This window comes from Paenibacillus sp. JT22N15 (genome assembly GCF_059383755.1).
Genome location: NZ_JBXENV010000006.1, coordinates 109,118 through 132,371, shown reverse-complemented (window position 1 = coordinate 132,371; position 23,254 = coordinate 109,118). Strand labels below are relative to the sequence as shown.

Annotated in this window: 16 protein-coding genes; 1 reads left to right on the top strand and 15 read right to left on the bottom strand. The window is 45.5% G+C overall.

The genetic code is table 11. The annotated features are described in order from the left end of the window. Positions 1 to 112: 112 nt before the first annotated feature. The 10 genes from AC50X8_RS13390 to AC50X8_RS13345 all read right to left on the bottom strand — a co-directional run bounded on the left by AC50X8_RS13390 (position 113) and on the right by AC50X8_RS13345 (position 14,648). Positions 113 to 3,130 (bottom strand): ATP-binding protein, encoded by a 3,018-nt coding sequence (locus tag AC50X8_RS13390; RefSeq protein ID WP_494880215.1) that lies wholly within the window; start codon positions 3,128 to 3,130, stop codon positions 113 to 115. Positions 3,131 to 3,186: 56 nt separating this feature from the next. Further along, positions 3,187 to 4,335 (bottom strand): response regulator, encoded by a 1,149-nt coding sequence (locus tag AC50X8_RS13385; RefSeq protein ID WP_494859039.1) that lies wholly within the window; start codon positions 4,333 to 4,335, stop codon positions 3,187 to 3,189. 103 nt (positions 4,336 to 4,438) lie between these two features. Further along, positions 4,439 to 5,008 carry an SF0329 family protein gene (locus AC50X8_RS13380; RefSeq protein WP_056034496.1) on the bottom strand — a complete coding sequence of 190 codons (570 nt, stop codon included), beginning with the start codon at positions 5,006 to 5,008 and terminating at the stop codon, positions 4,439 to 4,441. A 430-nt stretch (positions 5,009 to 5,438) separates the two neighbouring features. Continuing rightward, complete coding sequence (locus AC50X8_RS13375; RefSeq protein ID WP_494880214.1) at positions 5,439 to 5,621, bottom strand: hypothetical protein; 183 nt, start codon at positions 5,619 to 5,621, stop codon at positions 5,439 to 5,441. Between the two features lie 65 nt (positions 5,622 to 5,686). Further along, on the bottom strand, positions 5,687 to 6,265 hold the full coding sequence (locus AC50X8_RS13370) for a DUF4256 domain-containing protein (protein ID WP_494859035.1): 579 nt from the start codon (positions 6,263 to 6,265) through the stop codon (positions 5,687 to 5,689). A gap of 242 nt (positions 6,266 to 6,507) precedes the next feature. After that, positions 6,508 to 7,215 carry a DNA alkylation repair protein gene (locus tag AC50X8_RS13365; RefSeq protein WP_494880055.1) on the bottom strand — a complete coding sequence of 236 codons (708 nt, stop codon included), beginning with the start codon at positions 7,213 to 7,215 and terminating at the stop codon, positions 6,508 to 6,510. A 141-nt stretch (positions 7,216 to 7,356) separates the two neighbouring features. Beyond that, complete coding sequence (locus AC50X8_RS13360; protein WP_494880054.1) at positions 7,357 to 10,848, bottom strand: glycoside hydrolase family 2 TIM barrel-domain containing protein; 3,492 nt, start codon at positions 10,846 to 10,848, stop codon at positions 7,357 to 7,359. A gap of 210 nt (positions 10,849 to 11,058) precedes the next feature. Beyond that, positions 11,059 to 12,738 (bottom strand): ABC transporter substrate-binding protein, encoded by a 1,680-nt coding sequence (locus tag AC50X8_RS13355; protein ID WP_494880053.1) that lies wholly within the window; start codon positions 12,736 to 12,738, stop codon positions 11,059 to 11,061. A 77-nt stretch (positions 12,739 to 12,815) separates the two neighbouring features. Beyond that, positions 12,816 to 13,688 (bottom strand): carbohydrate ABC transporter permease, encoded by an 873-nt coding sequence (locus AC50X8_RS13350; protein WP_494880052.1) that lies wholly within the window; start codon positions 13,686 to 13,688, stop codon positions 12,816 to 12,818. A gap of 15 nt (positions 13,689 to 13,703) precedes the next feature. After that, positions 13,704 to 14,648 (bottom strand): ABC transporter permease, encoded by a 945-nt coding sequence (locus AC50X8_RS13345; RefSeq protein WP_494880051.1) that lies wholly within the window; start codon positions 14,646 to 14,648, stop codon positions 13,704 to 13,706. A gap of 528 nt (positions 14,649 to 15,176) precedes the next feature. Here AC50X8_RS13345 and AC50X8_RS13340 point away from each other — a divergent pair. Next, on the top strand, positions 15,177 to 15,785 hold the full coding sequence (locus AC50X8_RS13340; RefSeq protein ID WP_494880050.1) for a transglutaminase-like domain-containing protein: 609 nt from the start codon (positions 15,177 to 15,179) through the stop codon (positions 15,783 to 15,785). Positions 15,786 to 15,862: 77 nt separating this feature from the next. Here the strand turns inward: AC50X8_RS13340 and mutT are convergent, their stop codons facing one another. From mutT to AC50X8_RS13315, 5 genes are all read right to left on the bottom strand, one after another. Next, on the bottom strand, positions 15,863 to 16,261 hold the full coding sequence (gene mutT / locus AC50X8_RS13335; protein ID WP_056034467.1) for an 8-oxo-dGTP diphosphatase MutT: 399 nt from the start codon (positions 16,259 to 16,261) through the stop codon (positions 15,863 to 15,865). A gap of 15 nt (positions 16,262 to 16,276) precedes the next feature. Further along, a complete protein-coding gene (locus tag AC50X8_RS13330; RefSeq protein WP_494880049.1) occupies positions 16,277 to 19,435 on the bottom strand; it encodes a DEAD/DEAH box helicase in 3,159 nt (1,052 codons plus the stop codon). Positions 19,436 to 19,519: 84 nt separating this feature from the next. Continuing rightward, a complete protein-coding gene (locus AC50X8_RS13325) occupies positions 19,520 to 19,906 on the bottom strand; it encodes a hypothetical protein (protein WP_494880048.1) in 387 nt (128 codons plus the stop codon). A gap of 134 nt (positions 19,907 to 20,040) precedes the next feature. Next, entirely contained in the window at positions 20,041 to 22,077 is a 2,037-nt protein-coding gene (locus AC50X8_RS13320; protein ID WP_494880047.1) for a DUF5050 domain-containing protein, read from the bottom strand. Continuing rightward, positions 22,058 to 23,230: an ABC transporter permease gene (locus tag AC50X8_RS13315; RefSeq protein WP_494880046.1), complete on the bottom strand. Its 1,173-nt coding sequence runs from the start codon at positions 23,228 to 23,230 to the stop codon at positions 22,058 to 22,060. The genes AC50X8_RS13320 and AC50X8_RS13315 overlap by 20 nt, the downstream gene beginning before the upstream one ends. Positions 23,231 to 23,254 lie beyond the last annotated feature (24 nt).

Here is a 23,254-nt window from a genome sequence, read left to right as displayed (position 1 = left end):
AAAGCTGATGTTTCGCGATGAAATAAGCCCAGTATAAGTGTAGAATTTATACTGGGCTTATATTTAAAAAAACAGGCCTCATCGTAAAACGATGAGAGCCTGTTGCGAGATCCTATAGCGTTAAGCGGAACAGCCTGTTTACCCGCGAGGCAGGGATGCATATGATGACTTTCGTGCCGCGACCTAGTTCGCTTTCCAGTTCTAACGAAATCCCGTATTCATATTTCAAGCGCTTGTTAATATTCCGCAAGCCGACCCCCTGCGACTCATCCGGCTCGGCTCGTTCAAGCAGCCTCTTCAATCGTTCAGGCGCGATCCCTGCTCCATCATCGGCTACAACAAAGTGCCAATTCCCATCCAACTTTTCCACCGTCACTGTCACTGTGCCGCCTTCAATTCGATCGCCAATGCCATGACGGATTGCATTTTCTACAAGCGGCTGCAACAAAAGCGGCGGCATTTGCAAGCTATAGGCAGCTTCCTCAATTACATATTCGAAGCGAATACGCTCTTTGAAGCGAGCTCGTTCAATCTCCACATACGTCCGAATGAGACTAAACTCTTCTGAAAAACCTATGCGTTCCTCCGCGTTGCTGAACCGAAAGCTGCCTCGCAAGTAATCGGCCAGATCAACAATCATCTTCCGCGCGCGCTCCACATCCGTATAGCTTGATGCCACAATACTATTCAGCACATTATATAAAAAATGCGGTTTGATCTGCGATTGTAAAAACGCCACTTCGAGGTTAACTGCCCGGCCCAGCGATTCCTTCATGGCGAGCAAGCTGCCGATTCTTGCCTTAAGCTCCTCGAGATCAAACGGCTTCGGCAAATAATCGTTCGCCCCCGCTTGGAAGGCTGCCACCTTATCTTGAGGCTGATAAGCTGCCGTCACCATTAGAACGGGCAGCTCCAGCAGCGAATATCGTTTGCGAATCTCCTGGCACACTTCATAGCCAGACATGCCTGGCATCATTAAATCAAGAATAACGAGATCGATTCTGCCCGATTGATCCAGCTGTTCCAGCGCCTCATACCCGTTCTTGACCGCGATGACGTGATAGTCGAGAGCTTGAAGGGCGTCTATTAAAACTTTTAAGTTCACATACTGATCGTCGACGATTAGTACCGTATGCTTCCCGCTCAGATTGGAATAGTACGGCGTAACGAAGGAATAATCGGGTTCCTTGAGCATAGCCTGGGGATTTGACTTGGATGAGGGCCATGTTGCTTCTCCCCGCTCTTCGGCAATCGGAAGCGTGAATGTAAAGGTCGAACCGACTCCCGGCGTGGAAACAACCGCAATAGTTCCTTGTTGCAGCTCGACCAGCTGCTTCGCAATTGGCAGCCCTAATCCAAAGCCGCGATGCTGTGCTCCCTCAAGTGATTTGAATGGTTCAAAAATAAATGGAAGGTCCTGCGGCTCAATGCCTTCTCCTGTATCCTGCACCGAAATTTCGAGCCTTCCTCCCCGCTCTCTTCCGGTAATGATGATCTCCCCGTTTTTTGTATGCTTAATCGCATTATCCAGCAAATTTCCGATAATTTGACTCAAGCGGATTTCATCGGCAAAAGCAGAAGGCAGCTGCGCCGGCACATGGTTCACAAGCCCAATCTGGTTTTCCGTGCACAAATAGGAATAAAAGCGCACTTGCACCTCCGCTACCGAACGAACGTCGAGCGGTACCGGAACCACTCTCATTTCACCCTGCTTCAGCTTGGATAAGTCCAAGATGTCATAAACGAGCTGCGAAAGCTTCCTTGTAATGTCGGTAATCAACTGAAGCTTTTCCCGTTGTTCCGCATTTGGCGGATGCACGGCATCGCTTAACATGGAGTGAGAAATATTCATTACACCGTGAAGCGGTGTCTTGAATTCATGCGAGGTTCGAGCGAGAAAATCATCCTTTTGCTTGTCCGCTTGCAGCAATTGCCCGGACAGCTCCTCAATTTTTTGGAAAGCGTTCGAGAAACGGAGCGACATCAGCAAGGCGAGCATCAGCAAAACAAGAAAAGGCTCAATCGGAGGAAGCAAATAGATCGGCACGCCAAAATAAATATTCATATTCTGGTTCAGCACTAGCGCATTCAATGCCATTGCCGCTACGGCTAAATACCCGCTGCCCGCTACTTTGTGTAGTGCCGTATATACGAATACATACGTGGCGTACAGCAACGAAATCGTAACATAAAGCGACGTCAATTGGCGAAAAGGTCCTGTTGAAAGCTGAGAGGCGAAGCCCATATTAAGCAAGGCAAGGATCACCCCGAGAACCAGCCCGCCTTGATTGAGCCATTTAAAGCAGTAGGGCCGGAACGCAATATATATATAAAGGAAAAATCCTAGACTACCACCAACAGACGCGACCATTTGAATACGGAAATAAAGCCAGAACGGCAATGGGCCAACCGCATTGAATAGCACTCTTTCGCCGCTGATACTTGTAAATATGGCGATACATAGGCACACTGCGCCAAATACTGCAAGTGACAAATCGCCTCTTCTCTGCGAAAACAATCCAATAAAATACAATCCAATAATCAGGAAGGCAGTTAACGAAACCCAATCATGAGCAGTCGCCTGATCGCGAAGTTCGGCAATTTGCTCAGCCTTGCCTAAGAGAAGGGATTCACCGATCCCGCTGCCAACCCGGAATTCGTAGTTGGCTACCTGTACCAGAATTTCATTCCACCCTGGCTGCAGTGTGAAATAGCTTACATATGGTTTATTAAGTGCTTTGTAATGCTCTTGCTCAGCGGGATTCCCGCTTGATCCGACGATTTCGCCGTTAACAATGAGCCGACTGGAAATTAGGATCGACGCTGTTTTCAAGCCGTAGACTGCACCTGCATCATCCATCTGAAGCTGCAAGCGATAGGTCGCCATGCCAAGGGTGTCCATCTGCTTTGACCATGATCCAGGAACCTGAATCAGCGCCGGTGACAAATCCCCCGTAGCGGCAGAAGGGAGAGCAGGCTGAGGAGTGAGCAATTGATTCGGATAAAATCCCCACTGTCCGTCCAGCCGAACGACCCCATCCTCCTCGAATTTCCATGCGGTCAAGTCCATGACCCCATTTACGGCCGCTGGCATAGGCTTCTGATACATAGAGGAGTAAGTCAACAACATCACGTAGGTTGCAAGCAATAGAGATAAGGTGATGAGGGCCGCGGAAACTTTTTTTCTCATTCTGCTTGCCGCTCTGTCTTGTCTTTCGTTTTCTCAATTAACCGCAATGTCTCTTCCTCCAGCTCAGCTCCCAATTGCAGGCGCACCGCTTGTTCCAATTGCAGGCAGACACGATACGCCTCATTCCGATTGCCAATCTTCAGATGCAGCTTGATCAGCTCACGTCCGTCAATCTCGGAATCAGGGGCCAGCGACAATAGGTTTTGCAAGCTGTCCACCGCATGCGTACGATTGCCCTGACTTTGAAAATACGCATGCCATTTACGAAGCACGCGGACATACGAGGCCTTGATCTCGAGCTGTCTGGCGGTGGCCCAACCGAAATCGCAGGCTTCCATATATTCGCCTTTGTACATCTGGTTCATTTTATCGTAAGACCTTTCATCCATTTCCGCTTCAGCCAATGTGCTGCTCAGCAACTGCTCAAATTCGATTACATCGACCGTTACCCCGTCCAATGCAGCGCCGAACCCTTGATCCGCTTTCGTAATATGTATCGGAATATGATGTTCCGCCAAGCTTTTCCGTAAATAGGACAGGCACGTATACAAATAAGTTTTCGCCTTATTCAGATCGTAGCCCGGCCATATGGCCTCAATGATCGATGCGGTATTCACAGTCTTTCCGGCATAATGGATCAAAAACGCGCAGAGCTCCCGTTCCTTCTTCGTTTTCCATGTCAGCCCCTTGTTCGTGTCACCCGGCAATACTAGCTGGAAGCCTCCCAGACATTTGACGGTTGGGGTCATGCTTGCTCTTTGGCGTGCCTGAAAAACGGACTCGGATAAAGATTGTTTAATGCGCGCAACCGCATTCTGCAATCTTTCTATTGTAAATGGCTTCAATAGATAGTCGGTCGATTGAATTTCAAATGCTTCGACCGCATATTCTGCATATGCCGTTGTGAATACGATCGGCATATGCGGGAACATGCTCCTGATTATTCTGGCAGCTTCCGTGCCCTTCATTCCAGGCATCTGATTATCTAGGAAGACGGCATCTACGGGAGTATAACTTAAAGCCTCAATTGCTTGAAGCGGATTGATATATCTTCCTGCTACCTGAACACTCCCGATTTGTCCGAGCAAAATGCCCAACAAATCCAGCGCATCTTCTTCATCATCAATGAGCATTACACGAATCATCGGTTCTTGTCTCCTTAAACATTTTTGCAAATATCCTTTTCTGCACGGAGAACACTAACTCAAATAGGCACAATAAAGATGGAGTTGAATGAGTTATATATTTTTAAAATGTACTAAGCCGTAGTTCATAAAAATACTGCACAATGGGATGCTTTAGCTTTATTTTATCGGTCATGTTTAACATTCGTTTTTTTCCAACGCGTCTGTCCACCAAAGCTAAAACATTCAATAAAATATCATGGCTCTCTATGCTTTCCTCTATAGAAGTGGATAAAAACTTATTAGCTGCAACGATAAAATTTGATTTACTTAGTGAGGCTTGTGCCGACATAAGCTCCTTTGCATATTCTGTTATTTTTCTGCTTCTCGCAATTACGATTAGACGATCCTCCGGGACGGTGCCCTTGGTATCTTTTCTGACTGCTTCCATTTCTTCATGGCTGATCGGAATTTGGATAGCTGAATCATTTTTAATTTCCAGCTCCGTCTGATACCATCTGATTGGGTTAGTTGTATCACTCATATTAAGCACGTTCTTTTTATCTACCGCAATATAACAAAGACCTGCTTTATCAGGCAAATATCGATAGCTGGTTGAACGGTATTCGACCCTTCCATTTAACGCTGGACAGAGAAAACTCTCCAGATTTTGTTTCATTTTGCTCCAGGACATGTAATCCTCCTATGTTCTCTATTAATAACTGCCTCTTAAGGCAGTGGCAGTCTTTCTATCATCTATCATACAATAAGCAATCCTCAATCCTCTATGTTCAAATAAAAAAACCTCCACTGCTACGGGAGGAGATTAACATAATTCTTGCTATCAACGTGGTTTGCCTTGCAAACCATCCTAATGTTGACGGAAGAATTTAAAGTTGCCAAGGCAGGAGAAAATTACAAAGCAAGTCAAGCCTGATGCCTGCCACTTAATTTTCAACTCTAATCATAATAGCAAGCAATCATTTAGACATCTATTTATACGCGAGTAAATGTTCACACTTCCCTACTAAATTAAAAGAAGAACAGCCCATAGAGTACAGGTGTTCTTCTCACTTTAAGTATCTTTTTTATTACCGGCAAATACATACCTAATCGGTTTCTGTTCATCCATGAGAGGCATCCAAATTCGCAATCGGGACAATATCTCCATTGTTGTATTCCTTAACAATTTGGCCTTCCGATGTTTTATATACAATATATGTGTCGTTAGCTTTTGCATCCAGCTTAGCGCGATCTCCTGTGAGCTTAATAAGTTTCTCTAGATCATTAAAAGCAACTGGCTTAATGTGGAGAGAGGTCAACCTATTCCTTGCTGTCTAATGTAAAAAACAATCGCCCTTCACCTGCAAGGCTAGACCCTTAACCAGCCCCGGAACCCTCTAGCGCCATAATAGGATTCTGCTCCATTGTGATACAAGAAAATCGTGTTATAGCGACGATCACAAAAAACAGCACCGCCGAGCTCTCTAATATTAGCGGGTGTTTTCACCCAACTGGACGTTTTTAAATCGAATTTTCCAAGCTCCTGCAGCTGCCGATACTGTTCTTCTGTTAGAAGCTCAATACCCATGTCTCCTGCCATTTCCATCGCACTATTTTGCGGCTTATGCTCTTTGCGTGACTCCAGAGCTTCACGATCGTAGCAAATGCTTCTTCGACCTTTAGGACTTTCCGCCGAACAATCATAAAAAATGAACTCGCCCGTCTCTTTGTCATAATCAACAACATCCGGTTCACCACCGGTCCTCTCCATTTCATGAAGCGACCATAGCTTTTCGGTTTGAGCTTCAAGCTTTGCTTGTACATTAGCCCATTCAAGATCTTTATGCCGATCCCTATTTTTATCAAAACGGGCTTTCAAGGCTTTAAGTAATTCCTCACGCTGCTCCGTAGATAGCTCCTTTGCAGGGCTGTTTGGACTCGTTGTCATCTTCATTTCTCCCTTCAACCCATATCGAGCTTGCGCATCAGCTTTGGCCGAGACATCAAGGATTTTCGTAATAGGAGGATGCGAATTTTTAATTGGGCAATCCTGTTGTTATGCCTCCGCCCTTACATGTGCTTCTTCCTTTCATTTGTCATTCGATGCGCGATTTCCTGCCTCTCCTCCCGTTTCGCATCAAGGCCTCAACTCTCGCTTTTCCGTTGAGACCTGAGACAAGCCGTGCTTTATCAGCACCTTACGTATTTGCGCTTGAAGCCGATCTGCCCTTTATCGACAGCCTTCTGAATATTGCCAGCTGCGTCGAGCTGCTTGCTCTTGGACTTCGCATCCGTCACCTCCACAGGCCCGATAGCTGCGGCGGTTTCGACCGCCTTGGCATGCAGCGGCTCATAGGATACCGCTGTCGTATAGACGAAATAATTCATGGCATATTTGGTGCGCTCAGGAGCATCGTGAATCGTATCGCGGACCGTTGCCAGCATCCCAGCCAGCTTGTTCTCGGAAAATTCACTGTCCGGGCGGCTGCCAAGCAGCCAGCAATAGCAGCTCCAGCCTGCCGACATGCGCAGCTCCTCGCCGCTTGAAATCCATTTATCGGCCACCTCTTGTGCAATATCCGTTTCCGCCAGCGTTACCGCTACGACGTAATCAGACAGCATAAAGAAATAGGCAGCGTCCAGCCAGCGATCGAAGTCAGCCTCCGTCATCGCCTTAGGCTCCGCAATAACGCCGGCAAAATACATTGCGTCGTAATTTCCGGTCGCATAAAGCTGCTCGGCCAGCGGCTGATTTTTTTTCGTTTTCCGGGCAATCGTCTTCATCGCACCTGTCGCCACGCCAAACAACGGCTCATGAGCTCCATTGGAAACATATATTTTTTTGGTGCGCTCCTTGCCGAGAGCTTCAAGCTCCTGCATAACCTCTTCTACATTCATCCGAATCCCTGCCTTCTGCTCTATAGTAAAGTTTGCTACGCTATCGTCTCTTCCTATTCAGCATCCCCGCTATACCCCTGTTTTAATATGGAACGCAGCTAGTCCAATGACTGAAATGAAGTTTTATTCGTGCTTCCTCTATTATAGATGCAAAAAGCGAAACCAGCCAAAGTCGAAGCTGCTGCCCGGCAGGAAGATGAAGGTCACTTTTTGCAGACCTGTTATCTGCTCCAATTCAAATGTCCGCTCTTCGTATCCCTCCGATTTCTCGAATTCGACGAGCTGATTGCTTTCGCCGTTCTCGCCAGCGAATCGAATATGGATCGTATTTTTGTCAATTGGCGAGCTCCCATTGATGACTAGCTTCGAAACGCCCTCACCCGCAAAATCCATATGGGCAAATTCGAGTGAAACATTATTGCCGATGCCTTCCACACGCTCATCTGCGAAGGTAAAGGTATCGCCATAAACCCGATCGCAGGAGGCTGCCGCATTTTGTTCGAAAGCCCTATTCTGGCGTTCAAAAGAAAATCCTTTAATATGCACCTTCTGGCGAAGCACGAAGCAAATCGACGTAATGCCGCGAAGCCTCTTGGTCAGACGATAGGTTTCTTCCTGATAGACGTTCCACTTGGACGGCTTCTGATAAATGACGTCGGCAACTAAGCTGCTTCCCTCCACACCGGGCATCCCTTCCCAAATTTGCAGCGCATACTCCTCGCTGGACAAGGCGAAGATCGACATCGTAATGGTATCGGAGCCATAAGGGCCGAAGTCGATATCGTGGAAGCCTACTTGCGTCTCGCCATCCCGGCTTGTCGCTACACCTCTTTCGTTGCCGTTCCCAACCTCGCCTTTACTGTAATCGTAAAGCCCAGCCGAGATGAAGCCATATGGATCCTTGTAAGCAGTTCCGAGACCTGCTGCCTTAAACTCCAGCTGGGAAATCAGCTTCGTCTTGTCCGTGCCGTTCTTACTCGTACAACGAAGACGGAAGGCACCGTCGCCGATAGCGGATATTTTCGCCTCAAGCCCATTCGCTTCGACCTTGGCAATATTTGAATCAATCCCTTCGTCCGTTACGGCACGCCATTCCACGTCTCGATACGACGTATTTTCCGGCCATAGCTTAGCTCGAACAACAATTTCCTTGGTCGATTCATCTATAATTTGACCAGAGTCGCTAATCATTTCGATTTTACGAAGCGGCGTTTCTTCATCCGTTCCCGTCACGCATGCTAGCTCTTGATTGCTCGTATTTGCTGAAATACCTTTCAAGCTTACATCGTTCACATCGTTCATCTCGCTTGCAGGGTACGACTCGAATTCCGCCACCTGAGCTTGCATCCCCTTGGAGGACACCTCGATTCGGATTTTCCCTGGCTCAAGCGTCGACCCGATGATTGCCATCAGCTTGCCGCTGAATAATCTTCTGCTTGTTCCCTTATACGGATCAAAATCCGTGCTGTCGCCATTATCAAGCCCCAGCAGGCGGCCTGCGCCAGTCACCTCTACGTGAACACGATTGTTCGCATTGTCTACCGAATGCCCCTGATCATCCAGCATACCAATTTCCACAAAAACCAAATCTGTACCGTTCGCCGTCAGCACCGCTTTATCAGCCTCAAGACGAAGCTTTGTCGCATCCCCAAACGATGTCCGAACATCGGTCGCGATCACGTTGCCCTGCTCGTCATAAGCGATGGCCTTCATTTCCCCTTCCGCATAAGGCACCTTCCACCAGCCAACAAGCTCCGTTCCATGCTCGTGATCAATATCGTAAGCTCCAATCGTATCCCCATTAAACTGCAATTCAATCTTCGGGGCATTCGAACAAACCCTGACATCAATCATTTGCCCCGCATTAAAATCCCAATAGGGGAAGAGATGCACCATCGGCTTCGTTTTATAATCTGTCCAAGCGGCCTGATAGATATAATAGGAATCCTTCGGGAAGGTAGCCGTATCGATCTGGCCGAAATAAGCGTTTTTCGTATGATAAGGTGTTGGCTCCCCGATATAATCGAATCCAGTCCACAAAAACTGGCCAAGCGAAAACGGCGTATCCCGCTCCGCCAAAATACAAGCCTCCGCCGACTTGGCTCCCCAGCTTGTCGAGCTGTTCCCCAGGGCCGAGCATTGCTCATCATCGTCGGCAAGGATTGATTTTTCGAATGGGAAATGATAAATCCCCCTGCTCTGGACGACCGATGCGGTCTCGCTGCCGTAGATGATCCAATCCGGATGCTCCTCATGATGCTTGTGATAATATTTTTCCGCATAATTATAGCCAGCAACCTTTACGATATCGGCGCATTTCTGCGCATTTTCCCAAGGCATATAATTCGAGCCAATCGTAACCCGGGCATTCTGCTTCGGATCGAACTCCAATACATAGTCCATGAGCATTCTGGTTATTTCCTGTCCTCGCTCGTCCGCATGCGTATCGTAAATCTCGTTCCCGATGCTCCACATGAGCAGGCTTGGATGATTCCGGTCCCGGAGCACCCAGCTTTTTACATCTGCATACGCCCAATCCTTGAAAAATCTTGCGTTATCGTAAGCCGTCTTGGATCGCTCCCACATATCGAACGCTTCCGTTACGACGAATAATCCCATCTCATCCGCCAAATCCATCAGCTCAGGAGCTGGCATATTATGCGCTGTGCGAATCGCGTTCACGCCCATTTCCTTCAGCAGCTCAAATCTTCTTCGCAGCGCATAGATGTTGAATGCTGCTCCTAACGCACCAAAGTCATGATGCTCGCAAACCCCATTCACTTTCAGCTTTTTCCCGTTGACCTGAAGCCCCTGCTGCGGATCAAGGATGATGCTTCTGAAGCCCAGAGGCTGTGTGAGCATCTCCAATTCTTCACCTTCACCTTCATCTTCGTAGCGCTCTTCCCCGCCCAATTCCGGCAATTGTCGCTGCATTCGCGTGACGATCTGATACAAATTCGGTTCGTCCGTGCTCCATAAGAGAGGATCATTTACGGTTAACGTTTGGCTATTTTTCGTAACAACGCCGCGTCCAGCTTCTATCCGCTCCGAAGTGGCTGCGACCGTCCTTCCTTGGAAGAGGATATCATGCGACAGCAGCACATCTTCTTCAATATGTACGTCTGTGTCCACTTCCACCAGCCAGCTGCCACCGCTGCCGCCATCTTGCAGCTTGGTTGCAACATAAACACCGCCCGTCACAATGTGATTGTTGCCCCGCTCCTTGAGCCAGACGTTGCGGTAGATGCCCGCTCCCGAATACCAGCGGCTGTTCGGGCTCTGGTGCACCACCTTCACGACAATTTCATTTTCCCCATCGATGACCGCAGCCGAGATATTGTGTTCAAAGGAAGCATAGCCGTTTTTCCATTCGCCTACAGGCTGGCCGTTTACGTATACGGTAGAATCCATGTACACACCGTCAAAGCAGAGCAAGAGCTCACGATCACTCCGCGACCTTATAAACGTCTTGCGATACCAGCCAATACTATTCTCGTAAAGTGCCAATGTATTATAAATCAACCAATCATGAGGAAGATCCACCGGTTCGAAGTCGAGCCCGGCATGCTCGGCAACGTCCAGAGCGCTTTTGGCAAATTCCCATCCATCGTTGAAAAGTGTTTTCATATTCATGGTCGAACAGCTCACTTTCATAGGTTTTGAGATAGACATGGTAATAGCTCAAGGCGAAACGGCTGTCGCCGTCCTTGGAGGCGCGGCGCGTTTCATTCCGAGAAATATAGCGATAGGATAAAGAAATGATACCCTTTCCTATATTTTTAAAAAAGGGCTAGGTGCAGCCTCCTTAGGAAGACTGCACACCGAGCCCTTTATTTTTAGCAATTAATAACCTAATACGCTTTTCGTCTTCTGGAAAATATCATTTGCCATATCCGTATAGCGCGTGCTGCCATTCGCTTCAACCTGAGCCTTATAATTGTCCCACTTGTCAAAGCTTTCTTGGCCAAGGATAAACTTTAATGTCATCGTCTTGACGTAATCCATAAGCGGCGTCGAGATTAATTTCATTTGTTCATTTTCCTCCGTAGTGGCCATGATCGGTGGTGCCAGCTTGCGCTGCTCTCGTGTATCCTGAACACGCTTCACGAAGTCCTGCTCACCTTCGGTCATCTTGGACATTCTCAGCTTCTCAGAGCCGCCATAGGCGAACATCCCACCAGCAAAGCCGTAATCGACGTTCAGCTGCTTAGCTGCGCCTTCATTCATCCCGTTGTAATAAATGTCTGGATTCAGCACGACATTTCCTTCCGCATCAAGCGTATACGTCTCGCCTTCTACGCCCCATAGGCTGAGCATTTGTCCTTCATTGGAGTACCAGAACCAGTCTATGAAACGAAGCATTTTAATAAAACCTTCCTCGCCCAAATCATCAAGCGCGTTCTGACTGATCATAATGCCGTTCTCCAGACGGGAGGTCTCAACCTGGAGCTGTCCTTTTGGCCCGCCGGGCTGGGTAATCATATATAATTCGCTGTTCGGATCCTGCATTTTGCTCTTAAAATCAGCCAATACCTGATAGATCCCACTTATCACGTAAGTGTCGCCTTTGAAAAATTTCGCTTTTGCCACATCGTCTTCTTGTGTAAAGGTTTCAGGGTCCATAATGCCCTCGGTAACCAGCTTATTAAAATAACCAAGATACTCTTTAAAGTCATCCGAGCTATCGGCAAATGAGAACTGCTGCTTGTCGTGGTCATAGCTCAGACCGTTAGACAATGCCCATCCTCCAGTAACGCCATATTGCACGCCGGTAATGCCCAGAGCCGATTCGCCCTTGAATTGATCGGAGATGACGTATTTTGCACCCGTATGCTCTTTAACCTTCTTCATTGCTGCGTAGAAATCCTCGTACGTCCAATTTCCTTGCTGGCCCTCGACGTCAACTCCCGCCGCTTCGAACACGTCTTTACGTATAATATAGGAATAACCGCCGCCAGCGATCTCCCACATGCCTGGAAGGACGTAATATTTTCCGTCTTCCTTCAGCTTGGCTTTCAAATCCTCTTCCATTCCCCAGTCTTTCACGGCTTTCATATAGTTCGGCATGTATTGCACCCAATCGCTGACGGGTACAATTTGGCCTGTTGCCACGAAAGCGGATTCATCATACGTCTTAGGAATAATATAAGGCGCATCGCCACTATTTACCAGCAAAGACTTCTGATTTTCATATTCGGTTCTAGCTGTAATCGACAAATCGAAGGTCACATTCGTTTTTTCCTGAATCGCGCTCCACAGTCTCCAGTCCTTTTTATAAGGGTAATTCTCATGGTCGCTGTACATCATGGAGTAGGACACCGCTTCATTGGAGTGGAACGTCTGGTCTTCCCCAAAGGTATAATCCTTAGCTTCGCCTGCTGCTGATTCGGTCGTGCCTGCCGCGTTCGAGGCTGCGGGCTTGTTATTGCCGCCCGAAGTCCCTTCGCTTCCAGACGTGCATGCCGTCATAAACACGAGCAGCAGCGCCAGCAATCCCATTACAACTGATTTACCAAATTTCATCGTTTTGCCTCCCCTTATTGGTTCGAGCTTTTTTTTATATATAACGGAAACGCCTGAAGCGCTCCCCATTATATCGCTTAACCTTTAACAGCCCCAATCATCATCCCCTGCACAAAATACCGCTGTACAAACGGATAGATGCAAATAATAGGCAGCGAGGTCAGAACCATAGCTGTTGATTTGACGCTTGCCGCGATTTGGCTTGTCTGCTCGGACGTAGCCCCGATTTCAGTCGGACTGACCGCGTTGTCGATAATTTGCTTCAAATACAAGGCAATCGGCCATTTTTCCTTCGACTGCAAATAGAGGGATGGTCCGAACCAGTTGTTCCACATACCGACGATGACGAACAGCATAATAGTGACTAGAATAGGCTTGGACAACGGAAGAATAATTCTAGTGAAAATTCCAAACACGCCTAAGCCATCGACGCGCCCCGCCTCCTCCAATTCGCCGGGCAAGCCAGCGAAGAAAGTTTTCATCAAGATGACATTGAACGCGCTGATCGCCCCTGGAATGACGATGGCCCAGATCGTATCTCTCATTTCTAACGTTTTTGCAATCAGAATATAGTTAGGGATGAGACCGCCGCCAAAATACATCGTAAACAGCACGAACGGTATAAAAAATTTATTAAGGCGCAGCTTTTCTTTTGAAAGCGGATAAGACATAACAGCCGTTGCAGCCACCGCGATAAACGTTCCAATGGCCGAATAAACAATCGTATTCCAGTAGTAACGGAAGAAGTCAGGCTTGCTCAAGATGACCTCATAGGTTTTGGTCGTAAATTCCACCGGAAAGATCGTCACCTTACCCGCATAAATAGCAGCTTCCGAGCTGAAGGACTGGGCCACGAGATAGACGAATGGATATAAGGTAAAAATGACAACCAGAATCATAAATAGTCCGTTTAAGATGTTAAAAGTGCTAAAGCCCGAGGTTCGTTTCACTTGAACGGCTCCTTTCTACCACAAGCTGGATTTCGTCGTCCGCTTCGATACTGCATTTGCGGTCGTCACTAAAATTAAACCAATGATGCCTTCGAACAGCCCTACCGCCGTCGCATAACTAAAGTTGCCGCCGGTAATACCCATTCGGTAAACATAGGTGGAGATGACGTCCGCCGTTTCATAGGTTAGCGGATTGTACAAAAGCAAGATTTTCTCGAAATTCGACCCTAGAATGCTGCCGATATCCAAAATCAAGAGCACCATAATGGTTGGCAAAATGCCAGGAATCGTGACGTGCATCGCGAGTCTTAAACGGCTGGCACCATCGATTTTCGCCGCTTCGTAAAGTGCCGGATTAATGCCCGTCATTGCCGCCAAATACAGGATCGTTCCCCAGCCTAGACTTTGCCAGACGCCAGAGGTGACGTAGATTGCCGGAAACCATTCGGGCAAGGAGATAAATGAAATTTGTTCAAAGCCAAACGAGTTCAATACGCTGTTGATCGGTCCCGTTAAGGAAACGATCTCCTTCACCATCCCCGCCACGATGACCATCGATATAAAATGGGGAAGATACGATACCGTCTGCACAAACTTCTTCCACTTGACCCTCCGCAATTCGTTCAGCAGCAGCGCGAATATCAACGTAATCGGAAATTTGACGAGCAGATAGCTCACGCTGAGATTCAAGTCATTGAAGAAGGCTCTCCAGAACGTTGGGTCCTTCATAAACATTTCGAAATAAGTGAACCCCACCCATTCCGAGCCCAAAATATTCGGCCCGCCCCTATACTTCCGGAAGGCAATAATGTTCCCAAGCATCGGCGCATACTTGAAAATGAGGAAGTAGATTACCGGTATAATAAGGAACGAATACAGCTTCCATTCCTTTTTCACATGTTTCCAAAGCGGCGTTGTATCTACAGCCTTGGCTCGTGCATGAGCTGCCACTAGCGTCATCCCTTCCTTATGAGAATTTCTACTTTGTATGTTATGAAAATGAATCTTTATACAGCTTGATGCTGATCGTCTATCTGCCCTCCCTAAACGCAAACCCCCGAAACGTTATTCGGCGAACCGTTCGAATGATCTTTTCAGCTTCGTAACCGCTTTCACTAATTGGAGCAACAATGGATGGCGTGTGTACCTTGCAGCTCGCTATCTTCACCTGCACATTATGAACCTCCGAAGCTTATGTGCTCCCCGTTCGGTCACTCCATCAATTTATCGAAACCGCCCCCGATCCTCAATGTTCAATAACCAAAAAGGATGCCCAATTACGGAAAATAGACGATTTACAATTTGAAACGGATTGACCGTTTCCCGAATTTTGGAGTTGTGACATGGAAAAAGACGACTTCCGGGTGTTTGGAAGTCGTCTTTTATTCTGTTTACCTAACTTCAAAGGAAAACTTATATTGAATAAACATTCAATATAATGCATAATTATAAAATCATAATACAAATAAACATTTGAGGGGAAATAGAATGACATTTACATGCGAATCCAGTAATCTGGATGATTATTTAGAAGAAACTACAGAGGTTGATTATGGTCATTTTTCGATAAAAGCTTTAGCGGCGGAACTATATAGTCAATCATTAAATGAAATGGATTATGTTAAAACGGCCTTTGAATTTGTTCGTGATCACATCTCTCATTCAGTGGATATTCAAAGTTCTCGCATTACATGCAGAGCATCCGAAGTCCTTTTCTTCAAAGAAGGAATTTGTTATGCAAAATCGAACCTTTTGTGTGCATTATTAAGGTGCCAAGGAATACCGGGTGGATTCTGTTACCAACGTCTAACCTTGGGAGATACACCTGATACGGGTCACGTTATCCATGCGTTAAACGCTGTTTTTCTTAGGTCAATTGGAAAATGGATTCGTTTAGATGCACGTGGGAATAAATTGGGGGTAGATGCTCAGTTCTCACTAGAAGAAGAAAAATTGGCTTTTCCAATACGTGAAATATACGATGAAATCGATTATCCGGTAATTTACACGAAGCCCAACACAAAAACAATCAACTCATTACTTCAAAATACAGATTGTACTACCATGTATCTACATGATTTGCCTTCAAGCTTGTAGGAGCAGCTTCTATACAGCAACAAAAATATGACCGCCTATACCTAAATCGCGGTCATATTTTTGTTCAAGAATCAACATTAAGCCATTCCATTCATCCCTTGCTCCAGCATCTCAACAAACTTAATATCGGCTGGCGCGAAGCTATACCCTTTCAGCTCCTCACGACGAACCCAGCAATAGTCATCATGATCGACTAAAATAATTTCACCGCTCACGTACTTGGCTTTATACGCGATTAGCCGGATATGAGTAGTACCATAATAATGGTCGTTCACACCAAACCATTCCTGAGGAAGGATTTCAATCTGCATCTCTTCCAACAGCTCTCTGCGGAGACAGGACTGCGCCGATTCTCCCTGCTCGATTTTCCCGCCAGGAAACTCCCATAGACCTTCCTGCGATTTTCCTTTTTTGCGCCGAGCGATTAAGAGCTGATTCTGTTCATTGCTTATAATTGCCGCAGCCACCTCGAGCATTCCAATCACATCCTCCTAAACAATAGCTTTATTCGCTGCCGGCACTAAGGCAGGAGGCATTTCCTTCTTCAAGCGCCACACAAAGCTCATTGGCTTATTTCCTTCATGTCTAACATACTCCGCTTCCCCTAGAAACATAAACGGCGACGTAAAGTTATGCTCTTCCTTGTATTCCCGAACGAATAAGGCAATGCGATGGCCAAGCTGCTTATGATGAATATATCTTTGAGCGGTTTTCGTCTCCTCCGAGATGCGGCTCTGTGTCTGCCAATGGAACAATCGCTCGTTGATCGCATAGTCTTCGTACAGGGTGGACGGCGAGAAATCCTTATCTGATTTATTGAGCGTAATAAAGAAAATATCCGTGCTCTTGTCCTCCAAATACTTCACGCCTTCACGGAAGCTTGGCGCCTTATCTTCGTTCCAAACCCCAAAAGCGGCTAATATTTGATTGGTCGAATACCTGCAATGCAAATCCAATGGACACGCGTATGGAAAAGCATTGGACTCGTCAACAAAGTTTATATGCTTCTCATTATAGGATAAAATATCAATGATTTCTTCCCGGAAGGCTGGGCAGGAAATAATGAATTGAATACCCTGCTCCATACTTGTAAAGCCTTGTTTGTTCGGCTCAGATGAGTAGAACGTGTAGTAGAAAAGATTCAGCATAAGCTGCTCTTCGTCTGTAGCCACGCTTTTTTCACCGGATAGGAACGCAATGAGGAATTTTAATAGCCTACGCGAGTTAAGGCTTAGCAAGGCAGGCAATCGTTTGACTAAATAATCCTCCTGCTCCATTTCAAACGCATCTAGAACCTCTGCTTCCACCATCAAGCCTCGAAAGGAACGTTTTCCTGTTCTCCCGCCATAAAGCTCCTGCAAGGTCATCCCATGGTAATGGACAAAATTCTCAAGGCTCAGCTCCAGTCCTGTGTCCCCTTCAAAATACTTCAGCTTATAAATCAGGCTTCGTCTATTTATCGTTGCCTGCTTCAAATTTTGTAGAATAAAGGTTTTGGCCAGCTTCTCTAGCTGAATAAAGCTGCCCTTCGGGAGACTCGAAAACCCATGCTCGACATAATGCTGGACAGAATGCTTCGTTTTTCCCAAAATCGCTCGAAACTTATCTTGAAAATTGTAGTCCTTATGCGATTGGCCAATAAAATCAAGAACCGTCAAGCATTCCTTCCCTTCCGCCAAGCGGAGGCCCCGGCCTAATTGCTGCAAAAATACCGTCAGACTTTCCGTTGGACGCAGGAACAACACCGTATTCACTTCTGGTATATCGACACCCTCATTATAGAGGTCTACGACAAAAATCATTTTCAGCTCGCCATTAACAAGCTTATGCTTGACTTGATTCCGGTCTTGTTCACTTGAACCGCCATGCAACGCTTGCGCTGGAATACCCGCTTCATTAAATACTTTAGCCATATAAAGCGCATGGTTAACGCCTACACAAAACCCAAGACCCTTCACATCGTCTATATCGGTCACATATTTTTTCAAGCTGTTAATGATTTGTGTGGCTCGAATTTTGTTGTTCGTATACAGGTTTTCAAGCTCTTGCAGATCGTAGCCTCGTCTTGACCATTTCACTTGAGATAGGTCCACATGATCGCTCACCCCAAAATATTGAAAGGGACTAAGCAATTTCCGGTCAATCGCATCCGTTAGACGAATTTCAGCAGCAATCGTATCGTCAAAATAATGCAGAACATCCTTGCCATCCATCCGTTCAGGCGTTGCCGTTAAGCCCAGTAAAATGCTCGGTCGGTAATGAGCCAAAAGCTTCTGATAGGTTGGCGCCGCAGCGTGGTGAAACTCATCCACAATAATAAAATCGTAGTAGTCTGCTGTTGTATGTTCCGTTAACTTAAGCGTATTAAAGCTTTGAATACTGATAAAAAGGTGATCAATGGCTCGGGCCTGATAACTCCCGACATGCAGCTCACCAAAGTTCAGGTCCTTCAGAACAAAGCGGAACGTGTCCAGGCTTTGCTTCAAAATCTCTTCCCGATGGGCAACGAATAAAAGCCTGGCTCGGGCATTCCGCTGAGTAAACCGTCGGTAGTCAAAGGCGGAAATGACCGTTTTGCCTACACCTGTAGCGGCGACGAGTAAATTTTTCGACCTGCCGTATAACGTTCTCTCCGCTTCCAGCTTCTCGAGGATTTCCTTCTGATAATCGTAAGGCATAATATTGAAGGCAAAATACATCGTTTCTTGATTCGAATCATTTTTATCCCGTTTTCCAAGTGCTTGCTTTAGTCGGTCTTCATGCTCCAGATCGTTAGCAGAATAGCTGGTAAACTCACGATCATTCCAATAGCTCTCGAAGGTCGCTTCGATTTTTTTCAGAACGTCGTAGGAATCCTTCTCCGTTACCTTCAAATTCCACTCGAGTCCACTTGTAAGCGCTGGGTTTGAAAGATTGGATGAGCCGACATAAGCAGTAGTAAATCCCGTATCCCTTTTGAAAACATAAGCTTTGGCATGCAATCTTGTACGACTGCTATCATAGGAGATTTTGATTTCCGTATTAGGCAGCTTGCTTAGCTCCATAACCGCTTTGAAATCTGTCGCTTCCATATAGGTAGTCGTGATCACCCGCAGCTGTCCGCCTCGTGCGGTAAATTGCTCAAGCTGCTCCATGAGACAACGAAGTCCACTCCACTTGATAAAAGAAACGAGAAATTCAATGCGGTCCGCCGTTACAATTTCCTGCTTTAATTCGTTTAACATATTGGGCTCGGCATGTGAACCTGTGAAAAGCGAGCTTTGGGATAGCGGCGTCGTTGGCCGCACAACCTTATCATTTTTGATTGCGCGATGAGAATTTAGCTTGGCATACACGTAGGTAAGGATTTCCCCTTGCTCGTGCAGCTCCAGCTCCTCATAATCCTGATGATCGAGGCTATTTCTGAGTGAGGCTATCATCTCATTGCACGCTCGAACCTGCGCTAGTACCGCTTCCTCGTCGCTGCTCGAGCTCTCACGCACCAGCTTTAATGCTCGGCGAATGACAGTGGCGATATAATTGGAAAGCAGCTTCCGTGCTTCTTCCGGATCAAGCGGCTCCTTGCCAATATCATAGGCCGACGGATCTAATGCTCCCAGCTGCCTCAACGTTCCGTTATTGATGATCTGTTCATAAAGACCTTGCTTCATGGAGCACCTCTGTGTGTTTAAAATCAGTCATTAAGCATGGATTTTCTAACTTATATTTCTTGAGGTTCTCAGATAAAAACTAAATTAGTCCATGAACATAGTTGAACATATAGATATGTCTATGGCAGGTGCATCTAACCCAACAAATTTAAAATTTATTACACAAAAATCATACATGTAGGATACAAATGTAAACTGCTCATACGTTTTAAACTCAGTATCTCCAAATATTTTTACTACATCATCAATAAGCACCGATTCATCACAACATATTCCGATTCTATAAATTAAATCATCTACAATTTCAAGCTCCATATTATTAAATGAATAAATGGGATATCCCGTATCGTCTACTATTCTAATATCTTCAAATTTGGATTCATCAAATTTACTGCCTAGGGGAATCCCTTCGAATGCCCTATCTGTCAATACATCTTTAATTTTATATAAAAATTCATAATTTTTCTCCACTTTGTCCTCCGCAATCTATAAAATCCGAGTTCTATAATAATCATACCAATATCCACCAAAATAGTATATCCGTGAGTCGAAGAATGTAGAAAAAAGAACCTCCTGTACAGGAAGTTCTTCACTTTGTTATTTGATTAAAAGCTTAACTGATACTCTTTCATGTCTAGCTTCCCGATATAGGTAATATACGGTTTGTCATATCGAAAACTAAGTATGGGAACATCCGTTAGCTTACGGATGGTCGAGTCATGTAAATTCATAGCATATAGTTTTTGTTGCTCCTTGCGGTTTACGTATATTAATTCACTCTCCGTCAAAATAAACTCCCTCGTAATTAGATCGGTGATTGTTGTCATGGTGTCCGTCTTGGTATCATACTTAATGATTTGGGACTTCTCATCGACATAATAGATTGTCCGGCCGTCAAATGCGAGGCTTCTTAATACAGGAATTTGGAGAAGAACACGCATATCTCCTGTTAGTCGGTTAATTTGCCGAATTTCGGTTTGTCCATCAGTTTGCCCTATAAGGTAAAGACTAGATTCATCCAAAAAGAAGGCGCTCACGGTGAGGTAAAAACTTGCAACATATGCATTCCCTTTCACGAGCCCCAGCACGGTGCCCTTATCGGCACTTAGCTTCTTTTCGAAAATAATTTTTTCATTAAAACTCGTTGTATCCACTCCGATGACCGAAAACCGAGTAGCACCTTCTCTGAGACCTGATTTTTCATAATCAAATTTCATATAGTAGACATCCGTGCCATCCCCAAAAATGGCTCCCGCTGTTCGAGTTAATGAGGTCAGAGGATCACGGACAAGTTTACGTTTTTCTCCGCTTGTTTGATCCTCAAATACAATTTGATTATTCCCAAGCTCCATTTCCTTTGGATCCATATAAAATCGATGCTTATTATTTTGAAAGGACTGCTTAGAAGCGTAGTTATAAGTAACACCTGCCATGGCACCATTAGAAGAACTACAGCCAACAAGCATGGAGACCGCCATCCAAAGAATGAGTAACGTAGGCAGCAGTCTCTTCCCTCTATATTTTCGCTGTTTTACAATCCACACATTGGATCGCTTACGCAGGATTACAAAGAGCATGACTACGCTAAGACTAACTGTAATGGCAAAAACAATGCTCCATGCTGTAAATGAAACCTCTCGGAAAATCATATCCATCTGATCATCCCACGAATTAAGCTTGAATTCGTTCCCGCGAAAATAGCCAGTTGACACCATGAACCCCAGTGGCCCTGGCAAGAAATATTTGGTGGATTCCAGCTGCAGTCCATAGTAAGGTAGCAGCACTACTGCCGTGCATGAAAACAATGTAATAGCATATTTCTTAAAGCAAACCGAAGCAAATAAAATCAAGATAGTAAAACATAGGCTTCCAAATAGTTTACCTGCCGTAATCCATAAAAAGGATTGAAGCAATGTAACATCTTTGATCGACGTGCCAAAGTAGGACAAGCTTTCTAAGGGATAATGACCATTATCTAAGCCATATTTGAAATCGTAGAAGCCATATCGTAAACCGGCACTCAGAAGACAGAGAAGACTAACCATCACGAGCACCAGGCTGATTTTACATAACGCATGAGTTCTTGATCCTTTTTTGACGGTAAGAAGGAGCGCATCCATCTTACTTTCAAACTCGTAACAAAACATCGGTGTAACTAGAAGCAAAACCAACAACACAAACAGGATATCAAGACTATCATTGGAGAGTAATCCATCCCAGCCATTGGTATAAAGAAAATAACGATTGTCTGGAATTTCACGCACATAGACGTACTGATTGTAAGCCAGTTGAAAGCCTTTTTCGTTCTTCAGAATACTCGCCAGTGAATCGGAATGGGTAAGGAACTCTTGTTCTTCCAACTCACCATCATAGAAATTATCACTTATTCTTTGTAAGGCAACCTTCGCATCCGAAATTTTGGCCGCTTCATTTGCAAAAAAATGCTCGGTTTCTACTGAGTAGGGACCCTGAACCTGATTTAGGTAGAACTGATATTGCGAACGATTCATCTCAACGTCCGGGTTAGCAGGCTTATCCAAAATCACCATTGATGCAATACTCAAGATGATATACAAACCAATAAATAAAAAACCCTTATGCTGGAAAAGCATTTTTTTCATTTCATACTTCCAGATGGACACGTTTCTCTCCCCCCTTCCTCAGAGCATTCTTCCTCACAACAATTAAAATGCCGCTAAGAAGCAGTACTCCCCAGGCAGTCGTTATCAATAAGGCAGCAATATAACTTGGAAGGGAAAAGCCCGCCATAGAAACAAACTCTATTTTTCGAAACAATTCTCGATTAACCAACAATACAAATGGGTTTATGACTTTGATCCAAATACGCCCTGAGCCCATATAAACTTCCTCCAAGTAAATACAAACAAACGAAACAGATAAACCGATAATAAATGGAATAAGTGCATTTCGGAACAAATTCGACATGAACAAAAATGCCAAGGCAAACACAAGCATTCCCGCCGTTTTGACAAGTGCTGATAGTATAGCGTATTGCCCCAAACTCACGTTTAGTGCAGCGTGGATAAAATCTTCAAGCATGTACAAAGGAGAAGAAGCTGCATCCCATGAGTCGAATATCGTAGAAAATGCAACAAAATCTATTAACCAAAACCACAAGGAAACACCAGATACAAATAAGGCAGAGGCTATAAGCTTTGCCCTAATTGACGCGCCTCCTCCTGCCTTAGTCGTAAGGAGTAAAATATCCATTTCTGTTTCCTTATCATACAGAAAAACACTCATTAATCCGTACAAGCAAATCAACAACACTAGTAACCCTGAAAAATCATACCCAACATAATATTGATACATTTCCGTGTAGGCAAAACTCGTGATTGAACGTCCTTGAAAAAGCTCCGCAATAGCTGCATTCTTACTACTCTCGTATGTGTTACCCAACGATTCATAAAACGCTATATTTTCATTCGCCGCGCTAACAACACCTTGGGCGTACGCTTTGTAATCGTATGCATACTTCATCGGTTGGACATAGTTGAAACGAAAGAAGTTCCAATCCTCGTAGACATTGGACAAGTAGGTATCTGGAGTACGATACTCTGTACTGGTCGTCCGTTCGGCTACCTGTTGATCAAGCGGCCAATAAATATCCATAAGCTTCTCTATTTTCTCGTTCTTAATCGTTCCACCGAAATCAGCGTACTGCTCCCAATACAACTCTTTCCAGCCCGGGTTTGTAAACAATGAGCTTCCTTCGTACACGCTGTATATTTTGACGACATTCAGGACAGAAAAAAGCAGCACTGCTGCAATCATGGACCTCTTCAGAAAATGCTTACG